18 protein-coding genes are annotated in these 23,775 nt (G+C 70.9%); 7 read left to right on the top strand and 11 right to left on the bottom strand.

Annotated features, from left to right (window positions below; genetic code table 11):
* Window positions 1-14 precede the first annotated feature (14 nt).
* The 5 genes from CBM981_RS10885 to tig form a co-directional block, all read right to left on the bottom strand.
* Window positions 15-1,913: a DNA polymerase III subunit gamma/tau gene (locus CBM981_RS10885; RefSeq protein ID WP_087068422.1), complete on the bottom strand. Its 1,899-nt coding sequence runs from the start codon at window positions 1,911-1,913 to the stop codon at window positions 15-17.
* A gap of 31 nt (window positions 1,914-1,944) precedes the next feature.
* Window positions 1,945-2,649, bottom strand: a complete 705-nt coding sequence (locus tag CBM981_RS10880) for a lecithin retinol acyltransferase family protein (protein WP_087068421.1) — start codon at window positions 2,647-2,649, stop codon at window positions 1,945-1,947.
* Between the two features lie 10 nt (window positions 2,650-2,659).
* Window positions 2,660-4,021: an ATP-dependent protease ATP-binding subunit ClpX gene (gene clpX, locus CBM981_RS10875; protein ID WP_087068420.1), complete on the bottom strand. Its 1,362-nt coding sequence runs from the start codon at window positions 4,019-4,021 to the stop codon at window positions 2,660-2,662.
* 251 nt (window positions 4,022-4,272) lie between these two features.
* Window positions 4,273-4,977, bottom strand: coding sequence for an ATP-dependent Clp endopeptidase proteolytic subunit ClpP (clpP, locus tag CBM981_RS10870; protein WP_369801696.1), 705 nt, complete (start codon window positions 4,975-4,977; stop codon window positions 4,273-4,275).
* 103 nt (window positions 4,978-5,080) lie between these two features.
* Window positions 5,081-6,529, bottom strand: coding sequence for a trigger factor (gene tig, locus CBM981_RS10865; RefSeq protein WP_087068419.1), 1,449 nt, complete (start codon window positions 6,527-6,529; stop codon window positions 5,081-5,083).
* A gap of 560 nt (window positions 6,530-7,089) precedes the next feature.
* Here tig and CBM981_RS10860 point away from each other — a divergent pair.
* The 3 genes from CBM981_RS10860 (at window position 7,090) to CBM981_RS10850 (ending at window position 11,112) form a co-directional block, all read left to right on the top strand.
* Window positions 7,090-8,118, top strand: a complete 1,029-nt coding sequence (locus CBM981_RS10860; protein WP_087069360.1) for an aspartate-semialdehyde dehydrogenase — start codon at window positions 7,090-7,092, stop codon at window positions 8,116-8,118.
* Window positions 8,115-9,032 (top strand): 4-hydroxy-tetrahydrodipicolinate synthase, encoded by a 918-nt coding sequence (gene dapA / locus CBM981_RS10855; protein WP_087068418.1) that lies wholly within the window; start codon window positions 8,115-8,117, stop codon window positions 9,030-9,032. The genes CBM981_RS10860 and dapA overlap by 4 nt, the downstream gene beginning before the upstream one ends.
* Before the next feature lie 70 nt (window positions 9,033-9,102).
* Window positions 9,103-11,112 (top strand): ribonuclease J, encoded by a 2,010-nt coding sequence (locus CBM981_RS10850; RefSeq protein ID WP_087068417.1) that lies wholly within the window; start codon window positions 9,103-9,105, stop codon window positions 11,110-11,112.
* Between the two features lie 9 nt (window positions 11,113-11,121).
* On the opposite strand, the gene CBM981_RS10845 is transcribed toward CBM981_RS10850, so the two are convergent.
* Both CBM981_RS10845 and tilS read right to left on the bottom strand, forming a co-directional pair.
* Window positions 11,122-11,760 (bottom strand): hypothetical protein, encoded by a 639-nt coding sequence (locus CBM981_RS10845; protein WP_087068416.1) that lies wholly within the window; start codon window positions 11,758-11,760, stop codon window positions 11,122-11,124.
* On the bottom strand, window positions 11,744-12,796 hold the full coding sequence (tilS, locus tag CBM981_RS10840) for a tRNA lysidine(34) synthetase TilS (protein ID WP_157665420.1): 1,053 nt from the start codon (window positions 12,794-12,796) through the stop codon (window positions 11,744-11,746). Before tilS ends, CBM981_RS10845 begins: the two co-directional genes overlap by 17 nt.
* 55 nt (window positions 12,797-12,851) lie before the next feature.
* On the opposite strand from tilS, the gene CBM981_RS10835 reads away from it, so the two are divergent.
* The 3 genes from CBM981_RS10835 to uvrB all read left to right on the top strand — a co-directional run bounded on the left by CBM981_RS10835 (window position 12,852) and on the right by uvrB (window position 16,249).
* Complete coding sequence (locus CBM981_RS10835) at window positions 12,852-13,670, top strand: DUF561 domain-containing protein (protein WP_087068415.1); 819 nt, start codon at window positions 12,852-12,854, stop codon at window positions 13,668-13,670.
* A gap of 82 nt (window positions 13,671-13,752) precedes the next feature.
* The gene (locus tag CBM981_RS10830) at window positions 13,753-14,181 is read left to right on the top strand and encodes a phage holin family protein (protein WP_087068414.1); all 429 of its coding nucleotides are present in this window, start codon (window positions 13,753-13,755) and stop codon (window positions 14,179-14,181) included.
* A 61-nt stretch (window positions 14,182-14,242) separates the two neighbouring features.
* Window positions 14,243-16,249 carry an excinuclease ABC subunit UvrB gene (gene uvrB / locus CBM981_RS10825; RefSeq protein ID WP_157665419.1) on the top strand — a complete coding sequence of 669 codons (2,007 nt, stop codon included), beginning with the start codon at window positions 14,243-14,245 and terminating at the stop codon, window positions 16,247-16,249.
* 36 nt (window positions 16,250-16,285) lie between these two features.
* On the opposite strand, the gene CBM981_RS10820 is transcribed toward uvrB, so the two are convergent.
* The 3 genes from CBM981_RS10820 to holA all read right to left on the bottom strand — a co-directional run bounded on the left by CBM981_RS10820 (window position 16,286) and on the right by holA (window position 20,060).
* Entirely contained in the window at window positions 16,286-17,068 is a 783-nt protein-coding gene (locus tag CBM981_RS10820) for an EAL domain-containing protein (protein WP_087068412.1), read from the bottom strand.
* Between the two features lie 112 nt (window positions 17,069-17,180).
* Window positions 17,181-19,022: an aspartate kinase gene (locus CBM981_RS10815; RefSeq protein ID WP_087068411.1), complete on the bottom strand. Its 1,842-nt coding sequence runs from the start codon at window positions 19,020-19,022 to the stop codon at window positions 17,181-17,183.
* A gap of 33 nt (window positions 19,023-19,055) precedes the next feature.
* A complete protein-coding gene (gene holA / locus CBM981_RS10810; protein ID WP_087068410.1) occupies window positions 19,056-20,060 on the bottom strand; it encodes a DNA polymerase III subunit delta in 1,005 nt (334 codons plus the stop codon).
* 64 nt (window positions 20,061-20,124) lie between these two features.
* Between holA and CBM981_RS10805 the strand changes: the two genes are divergently transcribed.
* Window positions 20,125-20,802 (top strand): precorrin-8X methylmutase, encoded by a 678-nt coding sequence (locus CBM981_RS10805; RefSeq protein WP_225867355.1) that lies wholly within the window; start codon window positions 20,125-20,127, stop codon window positions 20,800-20,802.
* Here the strand turns inward: CBM981_RS10805 and mutS are convergent.
* A complete protein-coding gene (gene mutS / locus CBM981_RS10800) occupies window positions 20,784-23,636 on the bottom strand; it encodes a DNA mismatch repair protein MutS (RefSeq protein WP_087068409.1) in 2,853 nt (950 codons plus the stop codon). The two genes, CBM981_RS10805 and mutS, sit on opposite strands and share 19 nt — an antisense overlap.
* Window positions 23,637-23,775: the final 139 nt, after the last annotated feature.

Raw genomic sequence — 23,775 nt, 5'->3', positions numbered from 1 at the left:
CCGGCTGGCGGGGTTCACGCCACTCCGACGTCCAGCTCCTCGAGGGGGCCATCGAGGTCGATCACCTCGCCATTGAAGAATTCCGCCAGCCGGCGTGCCCTGGCGTCGAGCAGGGAGGGATCCTGGGAAGCCGCCGCACCGGTGCCGGTGATGGCGGTGGCAGCGGCAGCGGCAGCGGGGGCGGCGGCGGTGGCTGCGGCACCGGAGTGGAGCGCCGCCTGGCTGGCCTGGCTGGCCTGGCTGGCCTGGCTGGCCGGTGGCGCGGCAGGCGCGGCAGCCGGAGCAGCTGCAGGCGTCTCAGGGGCAGCCGGTGCGGGCGCGGGCGCCACCCGGGTGACCGGAGCTGCCGGGGCTGCGGGCGCTGGCTGGGGAGGGTCGCCTCCGGCCTCGAGCACCATCTGCCGCGGGCTGCCCAGCGCCCTGGCGATGGCCTGCTCCACCAGCGCCTGGCGGCTCTGCACCATGGCGATCCAGTTGGCGGTCACCTGCACGACGGCCCGGCGTCCATCCAGGCGCACCAGATGGGCCTGCTGGGACAGCAACATGCGCGTGGACGGCAGCTCCAGGCAGGCCAGGATCTGCTGCCACAGCGCGTGCAGATCGGGAGCGTCCGCCGGCGGGGGTTCAGGCTCTGGCCCGGTGCCTGCTGAGCTGGCCGGCTGCGGCGTAGGAGCGGTTGCGGTGGCAGGGGCGGGCGCCGCGGAGGCGGCGACAGGGACAGGGTCGGCTGGCGTCGGTGCTGCCCCGGCCGGCGGGGCGCCCGCCGCGACGGGCCGTGCCGCCGCAGCCGGCGCCGTCGGCGCATTGGCGGCAGGCACCGGCCCCGCCAGCAGGCCCAGCAGCAGCACCTCCAGCCACAGCCGCGGGTTGACGCTGTGGCGCAGCTGCTGCTCGCTGCCCTTGAGCTGCGCCTGCCACTGCAGCAGCCTGGCCTTGCCGAGGCTGCGGGCCAGCTCCGGCAGCTGGGGGCGGAACTGGGGGGACACGGCGGTGAGGTCCAGCCGGTCCGGGGCGGTGCCCGCCAGCACCAGATCGCGCAGCAGGCTGGTGATGCCCTGGAGCACCGCCGCCGGCTCGCGGCCCCGCTCCAGCAGGTGCCGCGTCGCCTCGATCAGGGCAACCGGCTCGGCGCCAGCCAGGGCGCCGGCCAGCTGGAGCAGTTCCTGTTCGGGCACCGCCCCCAGCAGGTCCCACACGGCATCCACCGCGATCGGGGGCGGCAGCAGGCTGAGCTGGTCGAGCAGGCTCTCGGCATCCCGCAATCCCCCCTGGGCCCGCTGGGCCACAACGTGCAGGGCCTCGGGGGTGATGGCGATGCCTTCCTCCCCGGCGATCCAGGTCAGGTGCCGTTCCAGGGCCTGCAGCGGGATGCGGCGGAAATCGAACCGCTGGCAGCGGCTGAGGATGGTGGGCAGCACCCGCTGCGGGTCGGTGGTGGCCAGCACGAACACCACCTGGGGCGGCGGCTCCTCCAGGGTCTTGAGCAGGGCGTTGAAGGCCGCCGTGGACAGCATGTGGCATTCATCCACCACGTACACCTTCCAGCGCGCCTGCACCGGGGCGAAGCGGGAGCGCTCGATCAGCTCGCGGATGTTGTCCACCCCGGTGTTGGAGGCGGCATCGATCTCGATCACGTCGAGGGCGTTGCCTGCGGCGATCGTGGTGCACAGCTCGCAGCGCCCGCAGGGCTCCGGCGTCGGGCCGTCTGCGCCGATGCAGTTGAGGGAGCGCGCCAGGATGCGGGCGCTGGAGGTCTTGCCGGTGCCGCGGGGCCCGCTGAACAGGTAGGCCGGCGCGATCCGGCCGGAACGCAGCGCGTTGGCCATCGTGGCGGCGATCGCCTCCTGGCCCACCAGCTGGTCGAACCGCTGGGGCCGGTACTTGTGGTGGAGGGGCTGGTAGGCCTGGCCCATGGGGCGGCCTCAGGCAGGCGGGATGTCGAGGTTACTGGTCGTCCCCGGGTTCCAGCAGTCCATGCAGGCGCGACTCCAGGGCCACCTCGAGATCCTCCACTTCGGCCAGCTGGTCGGCCAGGGCCTGGGCCGAACGCCGCAGGCTCTCGAACTGACCCTGCCCCCAGCGGGCTTCGGCCCTGGCCAGGGCGTCGTCGAGGCTGGCCTGCAGTTTCTGGCGCAGGCCCTCGAGCTGGGCGATGGTCTGGCGCGCCAGATCGAGACCCTTCTCCAGCTGGGCCGGATCCAGGTTCAGGCCCTCCAGGCTCAGGCCGTCCAGCCGGCCGCCCTGGCGCAGCAGCAGTCTGGCGGCGGTCAACACCGCGGCCGGCATCCACTGGCCCAGGGCCAGGGCGCCGAGACTGCCCGAGTGCAGCCACCCCTCCACCTGGGCGCTGCGGTGCCGGCCGGTCTTGCACCAGTGGGCGAAGTGCTCGCAGTTGTTGAACAGCAGGTTGTAGTTCTGCTCCCCGAGCCGTCCCATGGCGCGGCGCAGGCAGAGCCCGGCGGGGGAACAGCTCCCCTCGGGGTAATCCACCACACTCACCGGTTGGCCGCGGCTGAAGTCCTGGGTGCTGCTGCGCAGGATCTCGCGCCCCTCCAGATAGTGGGCCACGGTGCCGTCGCCAAGATCGATGCCGTGGTGGCTGAACAGGCCGTGCTGGCGGGGAACCTGCAGATGGTCGGCGGCGCTCAAGTGGCTGTCGTCAGGCGCTGGCCTGGGCGTCTTCGTGACCGGATCCCAGCGGCACCACCTTGGCCTGGCTGCGCTGCTGCACCAGGTCATGGGTCACGGTGAAGGTCTTCACGTTGCGGCGTGAGGGCAGGTCATACATCAGGTCGAGCATCAGCTCCTCGAGGATGCCGCGCAGGGCCCGGGCGCCGGTCTTGCGGCGATGGGCCTCGGCAGCGATCGCTTCGATCGCACCCTGCTCGAAGTGGAGCTGGACGTCGTCCATGCTCAGCAGGGTCTGGAACTGCTTCACAAGGGCGTCGCGCGGTTCGGTGAGGATGGCCTCCAGGGCGTGGATGTCCAGGGGCTCCAGCACCGCGCTGACCGGCAGACGGCCGATGAATTCGGGAATGAGCCCATACTTCACCAGGTCGTCGGGTTCCAGGTGGCGGAGCACATCGGCGGCCTGCCGTTCCTTGGCATTGCGGGGTCGGTTGCCGCCATCCGGGTGGATGAAACCGATGGCGTTGCGCCCCATCCGCTTCTGCACCACATCGTCGAGGCCCACGAAGGCTCCGCCGCAGATGAACAGGATCTGGCTGGTGTCGATCTGGATGCAGTCCTGGTAAGGATGCTTGCGACCCCCCTGGGGCGGCACGTTGGCCGTGGTGCCTTCCAGCAGTTTCAGCAACGCCTGCTGCACCCCCTCGCCGGAGACATCACGGGTGATGGAAGGGTTTTCACTCTTGCGGGCGATCTTGTCGATCTCATCGATGTAGATGATTCCCCGCTGGGCCAGTTCCACATCCATGTCGGCCTTCTGCAGAAGACGCAGGAGAATGTTTTCCACGTCTTCCCCCACGTAGCCGGCCTCGGTGAGGGTGGTGGCGTCGGCAACGGCGAACGGCACCTCGAGAATCTCCGCCAGGGTCTGGGCGAGGAGCGTCTTGCCGCAGCCGGTGGGGCCGATCAGCAGGATGTTGCTCTTGTGCAGCCGGGTGGCCGTCTCGTCGGTTTCCCCCTTGCCATCGCCCTGCCAGGCCAGCCGCTTGTAGTGGTTGTACACAGCCACGGAGAGGGATTTCTTGGCCTCCTCCTGGCCCACCACCTGGCGATCGAGGAAGGCCTTGATCTCCTGCGGCTTGGGTACCTCCGCCAGGGTGGGAACCGGCCTGGCGGGTTTCTTGGCCCCAGCCTTGCTCCTGGCCGGTTCGGCCCCATGGCGGGAACCGCCACCGCCGCTGTGGGTGTCCACCAGCTCTTCATCGAGGATCTCATTGCAGAGATCGATGCACTCGTCGCAGATGTAGACCCCCGGGCCGGCGATCAGCTTGCGAACCTGCTCCTGGGACTTGCCGCAGAACGAGCACTTCAGGTGGGCGTCGAACTTGGCCATCGGCAGGATCGGCGGGACGAGACGTCCGGGGAAGGGAGGGTCAGAGGCACTGAGCCCAGGATCAGCATTGACCCAGAGGCTGGATCCGGCAGGTTTCCTTAAGGATCAAACAGGATCGACAGTGGCCCCAGGCTGCGGCCGGGGGCCTCACCTTCCCACAGATCTGGGTGAGGCACCATCGTCGAGCGGGCCGTCGGTCCAGAAAGAAGAACAGGCATGCGCTGGGGTCAGGCTGTGGGGGTGTGGTGGCGTCAGGGCGCGGCGTCAGGGGCCGGGGTTTCGTTCACCACCCGGTCGATCAGGCCGTAGTCCACAGCCTCGGCGGGGGAGAGGAAGTAGTCCCGGTCGGTGTCCTCAGCGATCTTCTCGAGGGGCTGGCCGGTGTGTTCGGCCAGCAGGCCGTTGAGCGTGTCCTTGAGGAACAGGATCTCCTTGGCCTGGATCTCGATGTCCACCGCCTGGCCCTGGGCGCCGCCCAGCGGCTGGTGGATCATGATCCGGGCGCTGGGCAGGGCCAGCCGCTTGCCCTTGGTGCCCCCCGAGAGCAGGAAGGCTCCCATCGAGGCCGCCAGTCCGTAACAGATGGTCACCACATCGGGAGCCACCTGCTGCATGGTGTCGTAGATGGCCAGACCCGCCGTGACCGACCCCCCGGGGGAGTTGATGTAGATCTGGATGTCCTTGTCCGGATCCTCCGCTTCCAGGAAGAGGAGCTGGGCCACCAGGGCGTCGGCCACCGCGTCGTCGATGCCGGTGCCCAGGAAGATGATCCGCTCGCGCAGCAGGCGCGAGTAGATGTCGAAGGCCCGCTCCCCCTTGCCCGACTGCTCCACCACCGTGGGTAGCACCCCGGGGGCCGCCGAGGGGGTGAGGATCGTGGCGTCGGGGCGGGGCCCCGTCCAGAGGTTCTGGATGGGGTGGGACCGCTGGGCGACGGGCTGATGGGCGTGGATCACGCGCACGGGTAGGGGCTGTTGTGAATGCAATCTATGGCGATCCCAGCGGCGGGCGCCGGGAACGCCTTGGGGCGCCAGGGCTCGCTCTGCTCAGGCCTGGGAATCAGGCCTGGGAATCGGCCGAGCTGGCCTTGGCTGCGGCGGGGGCTGCGGCCGGTGTCTCCGTCTCAGTGGTGTCCTCCGGTTCGGAGGCCGCCACCTTCTCGGTCACGGTGCTGTGGACCTCGAGCCAGTCGAGCAGCTTCTCCTGCAGCAGGTCGTCGGCCACTACCTGACGCAGGCGGGCGGGATCGATGTTGCCCTGCTGGCTGAGGCCACGGCTGATCTCCTTGACCTTGGCCTCGAGCTCGGTGTCCTCCACCGTGATCGCCTCGGCCTTGGCGAGTGCCTGCAGGGCCAGGCTGCGGCGCAGGCGCTGCTCGGCCTCGGGACGGGAGGTGTCCATGAGGCTGCGCACCAGATCGGGGGTGAACAGCTTCTTCACGTCCATGCCCTGCTGGGCGATCTGGCCGGCCGTCTGTTCGATCAGGTTGCGGATTTCCTGCTGCACCAGGGTTTCGGGCAGCTCCACCTCCAGTTCCTCCACCAGGGCGCCCAGCAGCGCCTCGTGGCGGGCCGCCTTGGCCCGGCGCTCGGCCTCCTCCTTGAGGCGGGTCTCCAGATCGGAGCGCAGGTCGGCCAGGGTCTGCTTGTCGCTGGCCTGCTGGGCGAAGGCGTCATCCAGGGCCGGCAGCTCGCGGGCCTTGAGGTCCTTGAGGCTGATCTCGAAGCGGGCGGCGCGGCCGGCGGCGTCCTCCTGCGGGTAGCTCTGGGGGAACTGGCACTCCACGCTGCGGCTCTCGCCGACGGCCATGCCGATCACACCCTCCACGAAGCCCGGAATCATGCGGCCTTCTTCGAGCTCCACTTCGGTGGCCTCACTGCTGCCGCCGCTGATTGCCTCTCCGGTGTCGGTGAAGACGCCGCTGAACGCAAGCACGGCCACATCGCCGCTCTCGGCGCTCCGGTGTTCCACCGGAACCAGCGTGGCGAGCTGTCGGCGCGACTGCTCGATCAGTTCGTCGACGCGGGCCGGGTCGTAGCTGATCGCCTCGGCCTCGGCCTGCAGGCCGCGGGTCTTCTTGAGGCTGGGTGAGGGCTCCACATCCAGCTCCAGGGTGAAGCTCAGGTCGGTGCCGGGCTGAAAGCGCTCCAGCACCGCCTCGAAGGCCTCGCTGAGTTCCGGGCGGCCGATCGGGGCCACCTCCTCCAGGGCCAGGGCATCGCGGAAGGCGGCATCCACCAGCTCCTCCAGCGCCGTGGCCCGCAGGCGCAGGGGGCCGATCTGCTGCAGCAGCACAGGGCGGGGCACCTTGCCCTTGCGGAATCCGGGCAGCTTCACGCTGCGGCTCAGCTTCTCCAGCGCGGCGTCGTAGCTGGCCTGGCTGCGGGCGCCGCTGATGGCCACCTCGAGGGCCACCCGGCTGCCGGGCCGGGGACTGGCTTTCACCGTGAGCGCATCGCCGGCGCTCGAAGGGCTTGTGGGGGCAGGAGAGGCGGCAGCAGGACTCATGGCAGCTCGATGCAGCCCCCCATCCTAAGAAAGTGGCTGTTCTGGTCCGGTTCGCAGTAGTCTTCGCTGCATTGACACCGCCGCCCTGCCCACGGTGCCGGGCGGCGCCACCACGCTCGGTGTACGGCTCCGGTTCTGGTCAGGTTCACTCCCCCTGCTGCTGCGCTCACCGTCCGGGTCAGCCTCAGCCTTCCCGTCTTCGCCAAGGTTGATGACGGCCGCAGCGCGAGGTCTGCCGGATCCGCCGCTGCCCCCGCCCCCGCAGAGCGTGCCACCAGACCGCCCCAACAGTTTTTCATCCATTCCCTCTCCTCCAAGGCCGAACCAGACCAACCCCCCAGTCCTCCCCGCGGCTCAGCCGGTCCTGCTTCCGAGGCCCGCAGCCACCCATCCCGAGCCCTCCCCAGAGCCACTGACCCGGGGGCGGCAGTGCGGCACAGGCCCCGTCATCTCGCCCCTACCCTTCTTCCCCTGCCCCTTCCTTGACCACCGCCCCATCCACCGCTCCCGCCTCCAGCACCGCTGAGGCCCAGTCCTGGACGAGCACCGCACCCGCCACCCTGCCGCGGCGGCCCCTGCGGGTGGCCATCCTCGGCGCCACCGGTGCCGTGGGCCAGGAGCTGCTGCAACTCCTGGAGGAGAGGGCCTTCCCCGTGGCCGAGCTGCTGCCGCTGGCCTCACCCCGCTCCGCCGGTCAGTCACTCCGCTGGCAGGAGCGCTCCCTCACGATCCAGCCGGTGGAAGAGGGAGTCTTCGAGGGGGTGGACCTGGTGCTGGCCTCCGCCGGTGGATCGGTGTCGCGCCGCTGGGCGCCGCTGGCGGCGGCGGCGGGTGCGGTGGTGATCGACAACTCCAGCGCCTTCCGTCTCCATCCCGCCGTGCCGCTGGTGGTGCCCGAGGTGAATCCCGAGAGCGCCCGTGGGCACCGCGGCATCATCGCCAACCCCAACTGCACCACGATCCTGCTCACGCTGGCTCTGGCCCCACTCCAGGCCAGGCGCCGGATCGAGCGGGTGGTGGTCAGCACCTACCAGTCGGCCAGTGGGGCGGGCGCCCGGGCCATGGAGGAGTTGCGGGACCTGAGCCGCACGGTGCTGGACGGAGGGGAGCCGGTCAGCACCGTGCTGCCCCATTCGCTGGCGTTCAACCTCTTCCTCCACAACTCGCCGCTTCAGCCCAACGGCTACTGCGAGGAGGAGCTCAAGATGCTCCATGAAACCCGCAAGATCATGGGCCTGCCGGAGCTGCGGCTGTCCGCCACCTGTGTGCGGGTGCCGGTGCTGCGGGCCCATTCCGAGGCGGTGAACATCCGCTTCGAGGAGCCGTTCCCGGTGGACGAGGCCCGGGCGCTGCTGGCCCGGGCCCCCGGCGTGGAGCTGATCGAGAACTTCGAGACCAACCGCTTCCCCATGCCCACCGACGTGACCGGCCGCGATCCGGTGGCCGTGGGCCGCATCCGCCAGGATCTGAGCGATCCCAACGCGCTCGAGCTGTGGCTCTGCGGCGATCAGATCCGCAAGGGCGCCGCCCTCAATGCCGTGCAGATCGCCGAACTGCTCCTCCAGGACAGACCGGGAGGTGAGGCTTGAGCGGAGCCGCCCTGTCACCGCCCTGGAACCGGGCTCCCTTCGGCAGGGTCGTCACGGCCATGGTCACCCCGTTCCGTCCCGATGGGCAGGTGGACCTCGACCTGGCGGCCCGCCTGGCCGACCACCTGGTGTGCCACGGATCCGACGGACTGGTGATCTGCGGCACCACCGGTGAGTCGCCCACCCTCAGCTGGGAGGAGCAGCACGCGCTGTTCGCCGCGGTGAAGCAGGCGGTGGGCGGACGGGCCCACCTGGTGGCCGGCAGCGGCAGCAACTGCACCGCCGAGGCGATCGAGGCCACCCGGGAAGCCGCGGCCCTCGGCGCCGACGGGGCCCTGGTGGTGGTGCCCTACTACAACAAGCCTCCCCAGGACGGGCTGGAGGCCCACTTCCGCGCCATCGCCCAGGCGGCGCCGGACCTGCCACTGATGCTTTACAACATTCCGGGCCGCACGGGCACCAGCCTGGCGCCGGACACCGTGGCGCGGCTGCTGGACCTGCCCAACGTGGTGGCCTTCAAGGCGGCCAGCGGCAGCACCGATGAGGTGAGCGCCCTCCGGCTCTGCTGCGGCGACCGGCTGGCGATCTACTCCGGCGACGACGCCCTCACCCTGCCGATGCTGGCCGTGGGCGCCGTGGGTGTGGTGAGTGTGGCCAGTCATGTGGCGGGTCCGCAGATCGCCCGCCTGGTGCAGGCCTTCCTGGCGGGCGATCCGGCCCAGGCCCTGGCCCTGCACGAGCAGCTGCTGCCCCTGACCCGCGCCCTCTTCTGCACCACCAACCCCGTGCCCGTGAAAGCGGCTCTCGAGCTGCAGGGCTGGCCGGTGGGTGCCCCAAGACTTCCCCTTCTCGCTGCGAGTGAAGCCGTGAAACAACGCCTGTCCGAAACCCTGGCCGCCCTGCGTCCCACCTGACGCCAAGGCTGATTGCTGACGCGGTGTCAGCACCATCCAGTTGATCTTCTGATTCTTCGATTTTTCTTACATGTCCAGTTCCAACGGCCGTAGCAGTACCCATACCAAGCAGCCTGCCCTGCGGGTGATCCCCCTCGGGGGCCTCCACGAGATCGGCAAGAACACCTGCGTCTTCGAGTACGGCGACGACATCATGCTGGTGGATGCCGGTCTGGCTTTTCCCAGTGATGGCATGCACGGCGTGAACGTGGTGATGCCGGACACCAGTTATCTGAAGGAAAATCAGAAACGCATCCGCGGCATGATCGTGACCCATGGTCACGAGGATCACATTGGCGGTATTGCCCACCACCTCAAGAACTTCACTATTCCAGTGATTCATGGGCCGCGCCTGGCGCTGTCCATGCTCACCGGCAAGATGGAGGAAGCCGGGGTGATGGACCGCACCATCCTCCAGACCGTGGCCCCACGCGATGTGGTGAAGGTGGGGCAGTACTTCTCCGTGGAGTTCATCCGCAACACCCACTCGATGGCGGACAGCTTTTCGCTGGCCATCACCACGCCGGTGGGCACCGTGATCTTCACCGGGGACTTCAAGTTCGACCACACCCCTGTGGACGGTGAGCACTTCGACATGGCCCGCCTCGCCCACTACGGCGACCAGGGTGTGCTGTGCCTGTTCAGTGATTCCACCAATGCGGAAGTGCCGGGCTTCTGCCCCCCCGAGCGCTCGGTGTTTCCGAAGCTCGACCAGCACATCGCCCAGGCCGAGGGGCGGGTGATCATCACCACCTTCGCCAGCTCGATCCATCGCGTGGCGATGGTTCTGGAACTGGCGATGAAGAATGGCCGCAAGGTGGGCCTGCTGGGCCGCTCCATGCTCAACGTGATCGCCAAGGCCCGCGAGCTGGGCTACATGCGCGCCCCCGATGATCTGTTCGTGCCGATCAAGCAGATCCGTGATCTGCCGGATCGCGAAACCCTGCTGCTGATGACCGGCAGCCAGGGCGAGCCGCTGGCCGCGCTGAGCCGCATCTCCCGCGGCGAGCATCCCCAGGTGCAGGTGAAGTCGTCAGACACGATCATCTTCTCGGCCAGCCCCATCCCCGGCAACACCATCTCCGTGGTGAACACCATCGACCGGCTGATGATGCTGGGTGCCAAGGTGGTCTACGGCAAGGGCGAGGGCATCCACGTGTCCGGCCATGGCTTCCAGGAGGACCAGAAGCTGATGCTGGCCCTCACCAAGCCGAAGTTCTTCGTGCCGGTGCACGGCGAGCACCGCATGCTCGTGGCCCACGCCAAGACCGGCATGTCGATGGGCATTCCGCCCGAGAACACGCTGATCATCGACAACGGTGATGTGGTGGAACTCACGCCCGATTCGATCCGCCGGGGGGATCCGGTGAAGGCCGGCATCGAACTGCTCGACGCCTCCCGCAACGGCATCGTGGATGCCCGGGTGCTCAAGGAGCGCCAGCAACTGGCGGAAGACGGGGTGATCACCCTGCTGGCCGTGATCAGCACCGACGGCGTGATGGCGGCGCCGCCGCGGGTGAACCTGCGCGGGGTGGTCACCACCGCCGATGCCCGCAAGCTCAGCCTCTGGGCCGAGCGGGAGATCACCTGGGTGCTCGAGAACCGTTGGAGCCAGCTCAGCCGCAACACCGGAGGCAAGGCTCCCGACGTGGACTGGGTGGGTGTGCAGCGTGAGGTGGAGCTGGGCCTGCAGCGCCGTCTGCGGCGCGAGCTGCAGGTGGAGCCGCTGATCATCTGCCTGGTGCAGCCTGCTCCTGCCGGCACACCCGCCTACAAGGGGCGGGCCGATGCCGAGCCCGACAGCCGTCCGGCTCCGCGGGGCCGGGGCGGCCGTGATGGGGGCCGTGACAGTGGCCGTGATGGCGGCCGGGACAGCCGCGGAGCCGACCGGGCTCCCCGCCGGGAGCTGGCCGCTGTGGGGGCTGCGGCCCCTGCTCCGGCCGCGCGGGCTGCGGTGAAGGTGGTCCCGGCGCCCAGCGCCAACCCCGAGCCTGAAATCGCCGGCCGCACCCGCCGCCGCCGTTCCGCGGCGTCGCGCTGAGGCCTGCGCTCAGCCCAGCACCACCCCCAGCAAGCCCCGGGAGAACTCCTCCAGTTCCTTGGGGCTGAACCCCGCCAGCTTCGCTGAAATCGCAGCTGGCGCGGCCGGCAGGGCTTCCAGTTCCCGCACCTCGATCTCCTCGCGGCGCTGGGGATCGGCCAGGGCCACCTCGATCTGTTCGGGCTCCTCAACCACATCCACGCTGTCCAGCCAGGGTGCGGCGGCCGTCACCGCCGTTGATTCCGTGGCAGCGGCGGCACTGAAGGGGAAGGGATCACCGGTGCCGATGGCCGTCTCCGGGGGCTGCATCGCCACGGGAGAGCCTGCCCTGCCGGCACTGCCCGGCTGATGCTCTGCCAGATCGCATTGGTGCAGCCCCTGATCGGCGATCTGCCGCAGGGTGTTGTCCGCTTCGGTGCGCAGCAGGGCCCGGTAGTACGAGCGGGCCGATTCCACATCCCCCATGCCGTAGAGCCGGGTGTGGCCCAGCAGCAGGATCACCCGCTGACGCAGGGGATCGGCCGGACTGTCGGGGAGATCGATCAGCAGCGACTCGCAGAGGGCTTCAACCTGGGGCCACTGCCGCTCGCTGTAGAGGCGCTCGACCGTGGCATAGCGCTGTTGGATCGATTCAGGGGTGGCCGTCATCGCAGGGATCGGAGCTCTCACGGGTCAGCAGCAGTGTGCTCCGCTGCTGCCGCAAACGCCAGCCATCGGCGAGGTGCACCACACCACTCCCCTGCCGCCGGTTCAGCTGATCCAGCAGGGTCTCCAGGCTGCGCCGCCCCAGCCGCCGCCCGGTGCGGCTCTCCAGCCATCGCTGCAGCAGCACGGCCTGGTTGGCACGCCGCAGCGTCCGCAGCTCGGCCAGCGGCAGCCGGTCCGTGTGCCGCACGGTCGCCTGGGGCACTCCCAGCAGCGCGGTGAGGGCCAGGCCGCTCAGCTCAGCCTGGGCGTCCTCCTCCTCGGCCAGCCCCGCCGCCAGTTCCGCCAGCCGGCGCTCGACCCCCGGATGCAGGGCCTCCAGCACCGGCAGCACCTCCTGCCGCAGGCGGTTGCGGCTGAAGCGGGGATCGGCGTTGCCGGCATCGGGCCAGACCGGCAGGTGCAGCCGTGCGCAGAGCCGCGCGGTGTCCGCCCGGCTGAACAGCAGCATCGGCCGGGCCAGCATCACGCTGCCGCCCAGGGGCCGCAGCGGCCGCAGACTGCCCAGCCCCCGGCGGTGGCTGCCGCGGGCCAGGTTGAGCAGGAGCGTTTCGGCCCGGTCACTGCCGGTGTGTCCGGTCACGACCCGCGTGGCCCCCAGCGCGCCCGCCCGGGCCCCAAGGCTGGCGTACCGCCAGCTTCGGGCGGAGGCCTCATCCATGGCCGGATCCCCCCAGCGCGCCAGGCTGAAGGGGAGCCCCTGCCCCTGGGCCCAGGCCTGCAGCTGCCGGGCCTGGGCGCTGGAGGCGGTGCGCCAGCGGTGGTCGCCGTGCCAGAGGTGCAGCTCCCAGCCATGCAGCCGGCGCAGGTCGCGCAGCAGGGCCACCAGGGCCATCGAGTCCTGCCCGCCCGACACCGCCACGAGCAGGCAGGCCCCGGCGGGCAGCAGCTCGGGCTGCCGCCGCAGCAGGCGATGCAGCCGCAGATGGTCGGCGCTCCAGGGGCCCGCGGCGGGGTGGCGGGGGGTGGGATCGGACACCTGGACGGTGAGGCTTCAGGTGGGAGAATCACCCCACTGTGCTGCGCCTCCCGTGATGTCGTCCGGTCACTCCCGCCTCGACCAGCTGCCGGCCTCCCTGCGGGCCGCCCTGGCGGAGCGCCGCCTGCTCAAGGTGATCGCCGGCCTCACCAACTTCGATGCGGCCTCCGTCGAGCGCGTCAGCCTGGCGGCGGGCCGCGGCGGCGCCGATCTGATCGACGTGGCCTGCGACCCCGTCCTGGTGGAGCGCGCCGCCGCCCTGTCCGGTCTGCCCATCTGCGTGTCGGCCGTGGATCCCGCCCTCTTCCCCGCCGCCGTGGCCGCCGGCGCCGCCCTGGTGGAGATCGGCAACTACGACGCCTTTTACCCGCTCGGCCGCGTCTTCGATGCCGCTGAGGTGCTCGACCTCACCCGCCGCACCCGCAAGCTGCTGCCTGCGACCGTACTGAGCGTCACCGTGCCCCATGGGCGGCCGCTCGACGAGCAGGAGCAGCTGGCCGTGGATCTGGTGGCGGCCGGCGCCGACATCATTCAGACGGAGGGTGGCACCAGCGCCCGGCCGCTCAGCCCCGGCACCCTGGGCCTGATCGAGAAGGCCGCCCCCACCCTGGCGGCGGCCCATGCCATCAGCCGCGCCCTCGCCGCCGCGGCGGAAGAGGCGCCTGCGGCGCCGGTGCTCTGTGCCTCCGGCCTCTCCGCTGTCACCCTGCCCCTCGCCCTCGCCGCCGGTGCCGCCGGCGTGGGGGTGGGTTCGGCGGTGAACCGGCTGGAGGACGAACTGGCCATGCTGGCCGTGGTGCGGGGGTTGCGTCAGGCCATCGCCGGAGTCCGCACCGTCTCCCCGGAGCGCCCCGCTCTGTACGACCAGCCCTGAACGGTTCATCACTAGGAGGTCACCACCGGCAGTCGCCTCCCGATCCCCTGCCTACGGTTCAGACGTTCCCGTCCCAATCGCCATGGGTTCTCTCGTGTGGCTGCTGCAGTGGCCAATCCGCGCCGTCGTTCTGCTGATCGTGGCCTGGCTGCCCCTCGGGGTGGAGGTTGAAAGCTTCGGCATCGCCCTGCTGGCGGCCGTGGTCATCGGCCTGCTGGGCACCCTGCTGATCTGGCCCCTCAAGGCCCTGATGGCCCTGCCCTGGGCGATCACCAGCCTGGGCGGCATCATCACGCCGGTCAGCTGGCTCTACAACTGGGCGATCACCGTGATCCTGTTCGGCCTGGCCGCCTGGTTGATCCAGGGGTTCCGGCTGAAGCAGGGCCTGCTCAGCGCCGTGCTGGGGGCCGTGGTCTATGCCGTGCTCTCGGCGGTGATCCTGCGCATGCTCGGGCTGGATGTGGACTTCACCCGCGTTTCGGCGGTGATGAGCGCGGTCGTGGCGGCCTGAGCCTCCCCGCTGCCGCCTCGGCGACCACACCAACCCCATGGCTCCCCCGAGAATGGCAGCCATGGTTCCGTTCCAACTCCACGCCCCCTACACCCCCAAGGGCGACCAGCCCACGGCCATCGCCGGGCTGGTGGCCGGGGTGGAAGGGGGCGAGCGCTACCAGACCCTGCTCGGTGCCACCGGCACCGGCAAGACCTTCACGATCGCCAATGTGATCGAGCGCACCGGCCGGCCCACGCTGGTGCTGGCCCACAACAAGACCCTGGCGGCGCAGCTGTGCAACGAGCTGCGGGAGTTCTTCCCAAACAACGCGGTCGAATACTTCATCTCCTACTACGACTACTACCAGCCGGAGGCGTACGTGCCCGTCTCCGACACCTACATCGCCAAGACGGCCTCGATCAACGAAGAGATCGACATGCTGCGCCACTCGGCGACGCGCTCGCTGTTCGAGCGGCGCGATGTGATCGTGGTGGCCTCGATCAGCTGCATCTACGGCCTGGGGATCCCGAGCGAGTACCTCAAGGCGGCAGTGAAATTCCAGGTGGGCGACACGCTCAACCTGCGCGGCTCCCTGCGGGAGCTGGTGAACAACCAGTACTCCCGCAACGACCTGGAGATCTCCCGCGGCCGCTTCCGCGTGCGCGGCGATGTGCTGGAGATCGGCCCGGCCTATGAAGACCGGCTGGTGCGGATCGAGCTGTTCGGTGATGAGGTGGAGGCGATCCGCTACGTGGATCCCACCACCGGCGAGATCCTCCAGAGCCTCGAGAGCATCAACATCTATCCGGCCAAGCACTTCGTGACGCCCAAGGAACGCCTCGAGGAGGCGATCCAGGCGATCCGCCTCGAGTTGCGGGAGCGACTGGACGTGCTCAACAGCCAGGGCCGGCTGCTGGAGGCCCAGCGCCTCGAGCAGCGCACCACCTACGACCTGGAGATGCTCGAGCAGGTGGGCTACTGCAACGGCGTGGAGAACTACGCCCGCCACCTGGCCGGCCGCCAGGCCGGCACGCCCCCCGAGTGTCTGATCGACTACTTCCCCGACGACTGGCTGCTGGTGGTGGACGAGAGTCACGTGACCTGCTCCCAGCTGCAGGCCATGTACAACGGCGACCAGAGCCGCAAGCAGGTGCTGATCGAGCACGGTTTCCGCCTGCCCTCGGCGGCCGACAACAGGCCGCTCAAGGGGGAGGAGTTCTGGGAGAAGGCCCGCCAGACGATCTTCGTGAGCGCCACGCCGGGCGCCTGGGAGCTGGAGCAGAGCCGGGATCAGGTGGTGGAGCAGGTGATCCGCCCCACCGGCGTGCTCGATCCGGTCGTGGAGGTGCGGCCCACCGAGGGCCAGGTGGACGATCTGCTCGGTGAGATCCGCCTGCGGGCCGACAGGAAGGAGCGGGTGCTGGTGACCACCCTCACCAAGCGCATGGCCGAGGACCTCACCGATTACCTGGCGGAGAACGGCGTGCGGGTGCGCTACCTGCACTCCGAGATCCACTCGATCGAGCGGATCGAGATCATCCAGGACCTGCGCAATGGCGAATACGACGTGCTGGTGGGCGTGAACCTGCTGCGGGAGGGCCTGGATCTGCCGGAGGTGTCGCTGGTGGCGATCCTCGATGCCGACAAGGAGGGCTTCCTGCGGGCCGAGCGCTCCCTGATCCAGACCATCGGCCGCGCCGCCCGCCACGTGGAGGGCGTGGCGCTGCTCTATGCCGACAACCTCACCGACAGCATGGCGAAGGCGATCTCCGAAACCGAGCGCCGCCGCGCCATCCAGCAGACCTACAACGAGAAGCACGGCATCACCCCCACGGCGGCCGGCAAGCGGGCGGGCAACGCGATCCTGGCCTTCCTGGAGGTGTCGCGCCGCCTCAATGACGAGCAGCTCGAGCAGGCCACAGAACAGGCGGAGCACAACGCCGTGCCCCTCGATTCCCTGCCGGAGCTGATTCAGCAGCTCGAGGAGAAGATGAAGGCCGCCGCGAAGAACCTGGAGTTCGAGGAGGCCGCCAACCTGCGCGACCGCATCAAGGGGCTGCGCCAGAAGCTGGTGGGGCGGGCCTGAGCCCCGGACCGGAGCCCAGTGGTTGCGCTCGCCAGCTCAGGCTGACGGTCTGCCCCCTGAGATGGCCGTCTGCTCAGCGCGCCGATGGAAGGAGATCAGCTCAGGGGCGGCCAGGGGGCGTGAGAAGAGAAAACCCTGGGCCGCCTGGATGCCGTAGTCCTGCAGCACGCGGAGCTGGTGCGCCGTCTCCACGCCCTCGGCCACCAGCATGAGCTCCGACGATCGGATCAGGGCCGAGATTCCCTCCAGCCAGTTGGGAAGGGCGTCTCCCGGCGAGATCAGCCCAACCAGGGAGCGGTCCACCTTGATGATGTCAAAGGGGCAGCGACTCAGGGCCGCCAGGTTGGCGCCTCCCATCAGGGTCACATCATCGAGAGCGATCCTCACCCCCAGGTCCCTGGCCGAGGAGAGACCCTGCAGCGCCAGGTGGTCGGGCAGTCCCCGCTCGGTGAGTTCCAGAATCAACTGCCTGGGTCTCTTCTGGAGGTCGGTCTTCATCCCGTAGTGGTAGAGCCCTCCGCGTCCGAGGATCTCCGGGGGGACGTTGATGGCGAGGTGGCAACCGGGGTGGTCCTCCAGCCACGGCAGGAGCTCGGCAATGGCCGTCTCCATCACCCAGTAGGTGAGGACACCGGAGGCCGGCGTGTTCTCCGCGCAGGGCATGAACTGCCCCGGCATCAGGACGCCGCTGGGCCGCCGCCAGCGGATCAGGGCTTCGGCACCGATGCAGCGGAGATCCTGCAGGGAGACGATCGGCTGGTATTCGAGAAAGAACTCGCCCCGGGACAGCCCGTCTTCAAAGTCCTTGAGCTCAATCAAGCAGGCTTGCTCCTGATGGGGATCCGAATTGCCAGCTCAGGGATGCAAACGCCTTGAGGCTCCGGTCAATCGAGGGAGCCAGTCTCAGCCTCGCCCCAAGGCCGGCGCTTGTTCAGACCGGCGCTTCGGTGCCCTCGGCCCGGTGCCGCGTGGTGCCCCCCAGTCCGAAGGCGGCATGAACCGCCTGCAGCGCCCGCACCCCCTCCTGTTCCGCCACCACGCAGCTGGTGCGGATCTCGCTGGTGGCGATCAGTTCGATGTTCACGTCCGCCTCGGCCAGGCAGCGGAACATGCGGGCCGCCGTGCCGGGGGTGCAGGGCATGCCGGCGCCCACGGCGCTCACCCGGGCGATGGCCGGGCCCTCCTCGAAGCGTGAACCCGGCCACTGCCGCAGCAGGGGGGCGAGGGCCTGTTCGGCCCGGCCCCGGTCGTCGCGGCGCAGGGTGAAGCTCATGTCGCGGCTGCGCTGGCTGCCGCTGCCATGGGTGCGCTCCGACTGCACGATCGCATCGAGGCTGATGCCGGCATCGGCCAGGGCGCGGCAGACGGCGGCAGCGGTGCCGGGCCGGTCGGGCACCTGGCGCACGGCCACCTGGGCCTGGTCGCGGTCGAGCGCCACGCCCCGCACGGCCGCTTCCCCCACGTGGCAGGGGGGTGGATCGTGGCGCAGCTGGGCCTCGCCCAGTTCGAAGGCCTCGGCGGCGGCCCGCAGGGCCTTGGTGCCCAGCTCGCCCGCCACCAGGCAGCTCACCTTCACCTCGCTGGTGGCGATCAGGCGCAGGTTGATGCCGTAGCGGGCCAGGGTGTCGAATAGCCGTGCCGCCACCCCCGGGCGCCCCATGATGCCGGCGCCGGAGATGCTCAGCTTGGCCATGCCGGCCTCGCCGCTGAGCTGGGCCCCGCCGTCGCCCAGATCGGCCCCCAGGCCGGCCAGCACCTCACGGCACACCAGCTGGGCCCGGTCGAGGTCGGCCTCCGGCAGGGTGAAGGCGATGTCGTTGGTGTAGGAGCCAGGGCCGCTGCCCACGTGGGTGGCCTGCACGATCAGGTCCACGTTCAGGCCGGCGGCCCCGAGCGCTTCGAACAGCTGGGCGGCCACGCCGGGCCGGTCCGGCACGTGGGAGAGGGCCACCACCGCCTGCTGGCTCTCCAGCTCGGCCCCATCCACGGGTTTGCCCAGCTCGAGCCCGCCCATGCCGATCGGGCGCGGTTCGCCGCTGGTGAGCAGGGTGCCCGGGGCATCGCTCCAGCTGGAGCGCACCACCAGCGGCACGCCGTAGTTGCGGGCGATCTCCACGGCCCTCGGGTGCAGCACCGCGGCGCCCAGGCTGGCCAGCTCCAGCATCTCGTCGCAGCTCACCTGCTCCATCAGCTGGGCATCGGCCACCTTGCGCGGGTCTGTGGTGAGCACCCCGGGCACATCGGTGTAGATCTCGCAGGCGTCGGCCCCGAGGGCGGCGGCCAGGGCCACGGCGGAGGTGTCGGAGCCGCCGCGGCCGAGGGTGGTGATCTCCGGGGTGCCGCCCGGGCCGCTGCTGGTGCCCTGGAAGCCCGCCACCACCACCACGTGGCCCTCATCGAGCAGGCGGCGCAGCCGCTCGGTGCGGATCTCCAGGATGCGGGCGCGGCCGTGGGCCGATTCGGTCACGATGCCGGCCTGGGGTCCGGTCATCGATACCGCCGGCACCCCCTCGGCATGGAGAGCGATCGAGAGCAGCGCGATCGACACCTGCTCGCCGGTGGCCAGCAGCATGTCCATCTCCCGCTGCGGCGGATCGCCGCTGATCGCCCGGGCCAGGCCGGTGAGCTCATCGGTGGTGTGGCCCATGGCCGACACCACCACCACCAGTTCATGGCCCTCCTCGCGGCAGTGGGCGACCCGCCGCGCCACCGCCTGGATCCGCTCCACGTCGGCCACCGAGGTGCCCCCGAATTTCTGAACCAGCAGGGCCATGGGCGCGGGATCCGGCGTGATCGCAACGGCTGATTATCGGCCGTGGGCCGCGGCGAACAGGAAGCCGTCGCGGAAGGCATCCCCCGGATCGGCGCCGCGCTTGAGGGCGGCCTCCACATCCAGCAGCTGGCTCAGCAGGGTGAGGAAGCGGCCGGCGGGGCGGCCGCGGATCTGCTTGCGCATCACGTAGATCCGCTTGGGGTTGCCGATGCCAGCCGCCTTGGCGATCACCGCCACGTCCTGCTCGCCCCGCTGATCCAGCAGCGCCACCCAGAGCCAGCCGCGGATCTGGCTGGTGAGGGAGGCCACGATGCGCAGGGCCGGCTCGCCCTGCTCCAGCAGGGATTCCACCAGGGCGATGGCGGTCACCGGCTCGCCCTCCAGCAGGGCATCCCCCACCGCCAGGGCGCTGGTGCTGTGGCCGCCCACCAGGGCCTGCACGGCCGCCACGCTGATCGGCCCGCCGGTGCCCCCCGGCCCCCGGCCGAAGAGCTGCAGTTTCTCCAGCTCGCTGGCCAGCCGGGCGCTGTCGTTGCCGATGGCCTCACTGAGGGCTTCGGCGGCCCCCGGCTCCAGCTGCAGGCCCAGCTCCCGCGCCGTGCGGTGCACCAGCTCCACCTGGCCGGCGCCATCCCAGATGGCCGGCAGCTGGAACGCCTGCTCCTCCGCCTCGCCAGCCTTCACCAGCTTCTGCAGTGCCTTGGTGGTGCGCAGGCGGCCATCCGGTTTCGCGGCATGCACCAGCAGCAGATGGCAGCTGGGCGGGATCAGCGGCAGGGTGGCTTCGAAGCTCTCCGCCAGCTCGGCCGGGCACTGGTTGCAGAAGGGGCTGCGCTGCAGCAGCACCAGCCGTGCACCGCCGCCGAAGGGGGGGGTGCGCGCCTCCTCGAGGGCCCGGGCCGCCTGGGCGGCGTCCTGGCCATCCAGCCGACTGAGGTTGATCGCGGCCCAGGCCGGATCCACCAGCTCGGCGATCAGGGCCTCCACCCGGCGGCCTCGGGCGGCCTCGTCATCGCCCCAGAGCAGATGGATCGGCATGGCGAATCGGCATCACGTAGCGGTGTGGCGGGCCCGGGGCGCATCGGGGAGTGCATAGGGTCTGGTGCGCCCGACCGTCGCGCCCGACCCCATCGACCGCCCCATCCTCACGGATCATCCGATCTTTCTGGAAAGCCTGCGGCTGATCCGCGCCGAGCTGACCGCCCGCGGCATCGCGCCTCCCGCCGATCCGCTTGAGCGCGCTGTGCTGGAGCGCTGCATCCACAGCTGCGGCGACGTGTCCATCGCGGCCGATCTCCACTGCAGCGCAGGCGCCTGCGCCGCCGCTGCGGCAGCCCTGGCGGCGGGGGCGCCGATCCTCACCGACACGGCCATGGCGGCGGCGGCCGTGGCGCCGATGGCGGCCCGCACCTTCGCCAATCCGGTGCAGGACGTGCTCGCCTGGGCACCAGCCACGGCTCCCGCCGGCACCACCCGCACCGCCGTGGGCATGGAGCGGGCCCTGCTGGAGCTGGGCGGGGGCCTGGTGGTGCTGGTGGGCAGCGCCCCCACGGCGCTGGAGCGGCTGCTGGAGCTGGTGGCCGCCGCTGCGGTGCCGCCCCCGGCCCTGGTGATCGGCATGCCGGTGGGCTTCGTGGGGGTGCAGGCCAGCAAGCGGCACCTGGCGGCCAGCGGCCTGCCCCAGGTGCGCCTGGAGGGCTCCCGGGGCGGGGCGGGCCTGGTGGCGGCGGCCTGCAACGCGCTGCTGCGGGCCGGCTGGCGTCAGGCGGCCCGCAGCTGACCCACCCGCACCTGGGAATTGGCCTCGATCCGGCTCAGCACCTGGCGGGCCCGCAGCAGCACCGAGGCCGGGACGCCGGCCAGCCGTGCCGCCTCGATGCCGTAGCTGCGGCTGGCGCCGCCCGGCACCACCCGGTGCAGGAAGCGCAGGTCGCTGCCGGTTTCCTCCACCAGCACCTGGGCGTTGGCCACGTTGGGCAGCAGCTCCGCCAGCTCGTTGAGTTCGTGGTAGTGGGTGGCGAAGATGGTGCGGGCGCCGATGCCCTGGGCCAGCTCCTCGGCCACGGCCCAGGCGATCGACAGGCCGTCGAAGGTGGCGGTGCCGCGGCCGATCTCATCGAGCAGCACCAGGGAGCGGGCCGTGGCGTGGTGGAGGATGTTGGCCGTCTCGGCCATCTCCACCATGAAGGTGGACTGGCCGGCGGCCAGATCGTCGCCGGCGCCCACGCGGGTGAAGATCCGGTCGGCGATGCCCAGCCGGGCGGAGCGGGCCGGGATCCAGCTGCCCATCTGGGCCATCAGCTGCAGCAGCCCGGTCTGGCGCAGATAGCAGCTCTTGCCGCTGGCGTTGGGGCCGGTGAGGATCAGCAGGTCGGGGGAGCTGCCGGGGCCGCTGCCCTCCCCGCCCAGGGCCACGCCGTTGGCGGTGAAGGCGTCGTTCACCAGCAGCAGCTCCACCACCGGATGGCGGCCGGCCTCGATCTCCAGCTCCCGGCCGCCGGTGAGGCTGGGCCGGCAGTAGCCGCCGGTGGCGGCCACCTCGGCGAGGGAGGCCAGGGCATCGAGCGCGGCCACGAGCCGGGCGGCCTGGCGGATGCGGGCGGCCTGCTCGCCGGCCCGGCCGCGCAGCTGGCAGAACAGCTCGTATTCCCGCTGGGCGGCCCGCGCCCTGAGCTGCTGGATCTCGGCCTCGCGGCCCTTGAGCGCCGGGGTGACGAAGCGCTCCTCGTTGGCCAGGGTCTGGCGGCGGATCCAGTGGTCCGGCACCGCAGCGGCCCGGGCCCTGCTCACGGCCAGGAAGTAGCCGAAGGTGCGGTGGTGCTGCAGCCGCAGGCCGGCGATGCCGCTGGCGGCCCGCTCGCTGGACTCCTGCTGGGCCAGCCAGGCGTCCTGGTCGTCGAGCTGGTTGCGCAGCCCGTCCAGCAGAGGATCGACGCCGTCGTGGATCAGGCCGCCGTCGGTGAGGGAGAGGGGAGGCGACTCGAGCAGCACGTGGCGCAGGTCCGCGGCCAGGGCCTCCAGCTCCGGCCAGGGCTGGGCCAGCCGCCGCAGGGGGGCGGCCGCGCAGTCCGCCAGCAGGGCGGCCAGCTGCGGCAGCCGCTCGAGGCCATCGGCCAGGGCCACCAGGTCGCGCGCCGAGGCGGTGCCGGCCCCGGCCCGGCCCGCCAGCCGCTCCAGATCCCCCATCGGCCGCAGCAGCCGGCGCAGGTTCAGCCGCAGCGGCCGTCCCTCCACCAGCTCGCCCACGGCGGCCTGGCGCGTTTCGATCGCCTGCCGGTCCAGCAGGGGTGCCTCCAGCCAGCGGCGCAGGCAGCGCCCGCCCATGGCGGTGTGGGTGCGGTCGAGGGCCCACAGCAGCGACCCCTCGAAGCCGCCGTTCATCTGGGTGCGGGTGAGCTCGAGGTTGCGGCGGGTGGCGGCATCGAGCACCAGGGCATCGCCCGCATGCCAGCAGGTGGGGGGATCGAGCGGCACCCGTCCGTTCTGGGTGCTGTCCAGGTAGGCCACCAGGCCCCCGGCGGCCCGCAGGGCCAGGGGGTGCTCCGTGAGGCCGAGGCCGGCCAGGCTGGCCAGATGGAAGCGCTGCTGCAGGGTGGCCGTGGCCTCGGGCTTCTCGAACGGGGTGCGGGCCAGGGGGGTGAGCTGCAGCGCCGGCGGACACCAGGCCGGCGCCGCTGCCGCCCCCTCTGCCCCCGCCCCTGCCTGCGCGGCTGGCTCTGCAGCTGCGGGCCAGAGCACCTCGGCGGCCTCCACCTGCAGCAGCTCCTGATGGAGGGCATCGCTGCCCTGCTGCTCGGTGACCCGGAATTCCCCCGTGCTCACGTCGGCCACGGCCAGGCCCCAGCGGGCGCCGCTGCCGGGGGGCTCCAGCACCACGGCGCAGAGCCAGTTGTTGCGGCGGGCCGCCAGCATGCCCTCCTCGATCACCGTGCCGGGGGTGAGCACCCGGGTGATGTCGCGGCGCAGCAGCTCGCCCTTGGCGGCGGTGGTCTCCAGCTGGTCGCAGAGGGCCACGCTGAGGCCGCGACGCACCAGATCGGCGCAGTAGCGCTCGGCGGCGTGGTGGGGGATGCCGGCCATCGGCACCCGGCCGATCGCCTTGCCGCCCTCCTTGCCGGTGAGGGTGAGCTCCAGCAGGCGCGAGAGGGCGATGGCGTCCTCGAAGAAGCACTCGAAGAAGTCGCCCAGGCGGTAGAGCAGCACCCGCTCGGGGTGGGCGCGCTTGAGCTCCACGTAGTGGCGCAGCATCGGCGTGAGCTGGGCCGGATCCACCAGGCTGTGGTGGTGCCAGGGGGGCAGGTCCGACCCGGGGTCGGCGGCCGCAGGGGCGCCGGGCCCGGCCGGCTTGGCCTGGCGCCGTTGCCGCCGCCGGGGTCTTGCGGCGGCGGCGGCCAGGGGATCGGCCGGCACCGGCGTGGCCGCCCCCTCCCCTGGATCCGTTCCGCCGTGATGGGGAGCGTGATCAGGGCTGTGATCAGGGCCGTGGCCGGGCCCCTCGGCACGGCTGTCAGCAGGGCCCTCAGCAGGGCCCTCAGCAGGGCCGTCGGCGAACAGCGAGCCCTGCAGGGCCAGCTCCGGAACGAGCGAAAGCTGCTGATCGGCTTCCGCGGCCACGGCTCAGCGCTTGGGTGGGTCCGATCGTAGGCGCAGGACACCGGCGGCCCGCCTGGCGCTGCCCGACAACTTGTGAAGGATCCCGAGGGGTGGCCCCGAAGGCCCGGGGGGCCCATGTGAGAATCCGGCCACTGACCGG

It is taken from the genome of Cyanobium sp. NIES-981, assembly GCF_900088535.1.
GTDB lineage: Bacteria > Cyanobacteriota > Cyanobacteriia > PCC-6307 > Cyanobiaceae > NIES-981.
Note: the sequence above shows the minus strand (reverse complement) of the source record. Positions and strands in the feature narration are given on the sequence as shown.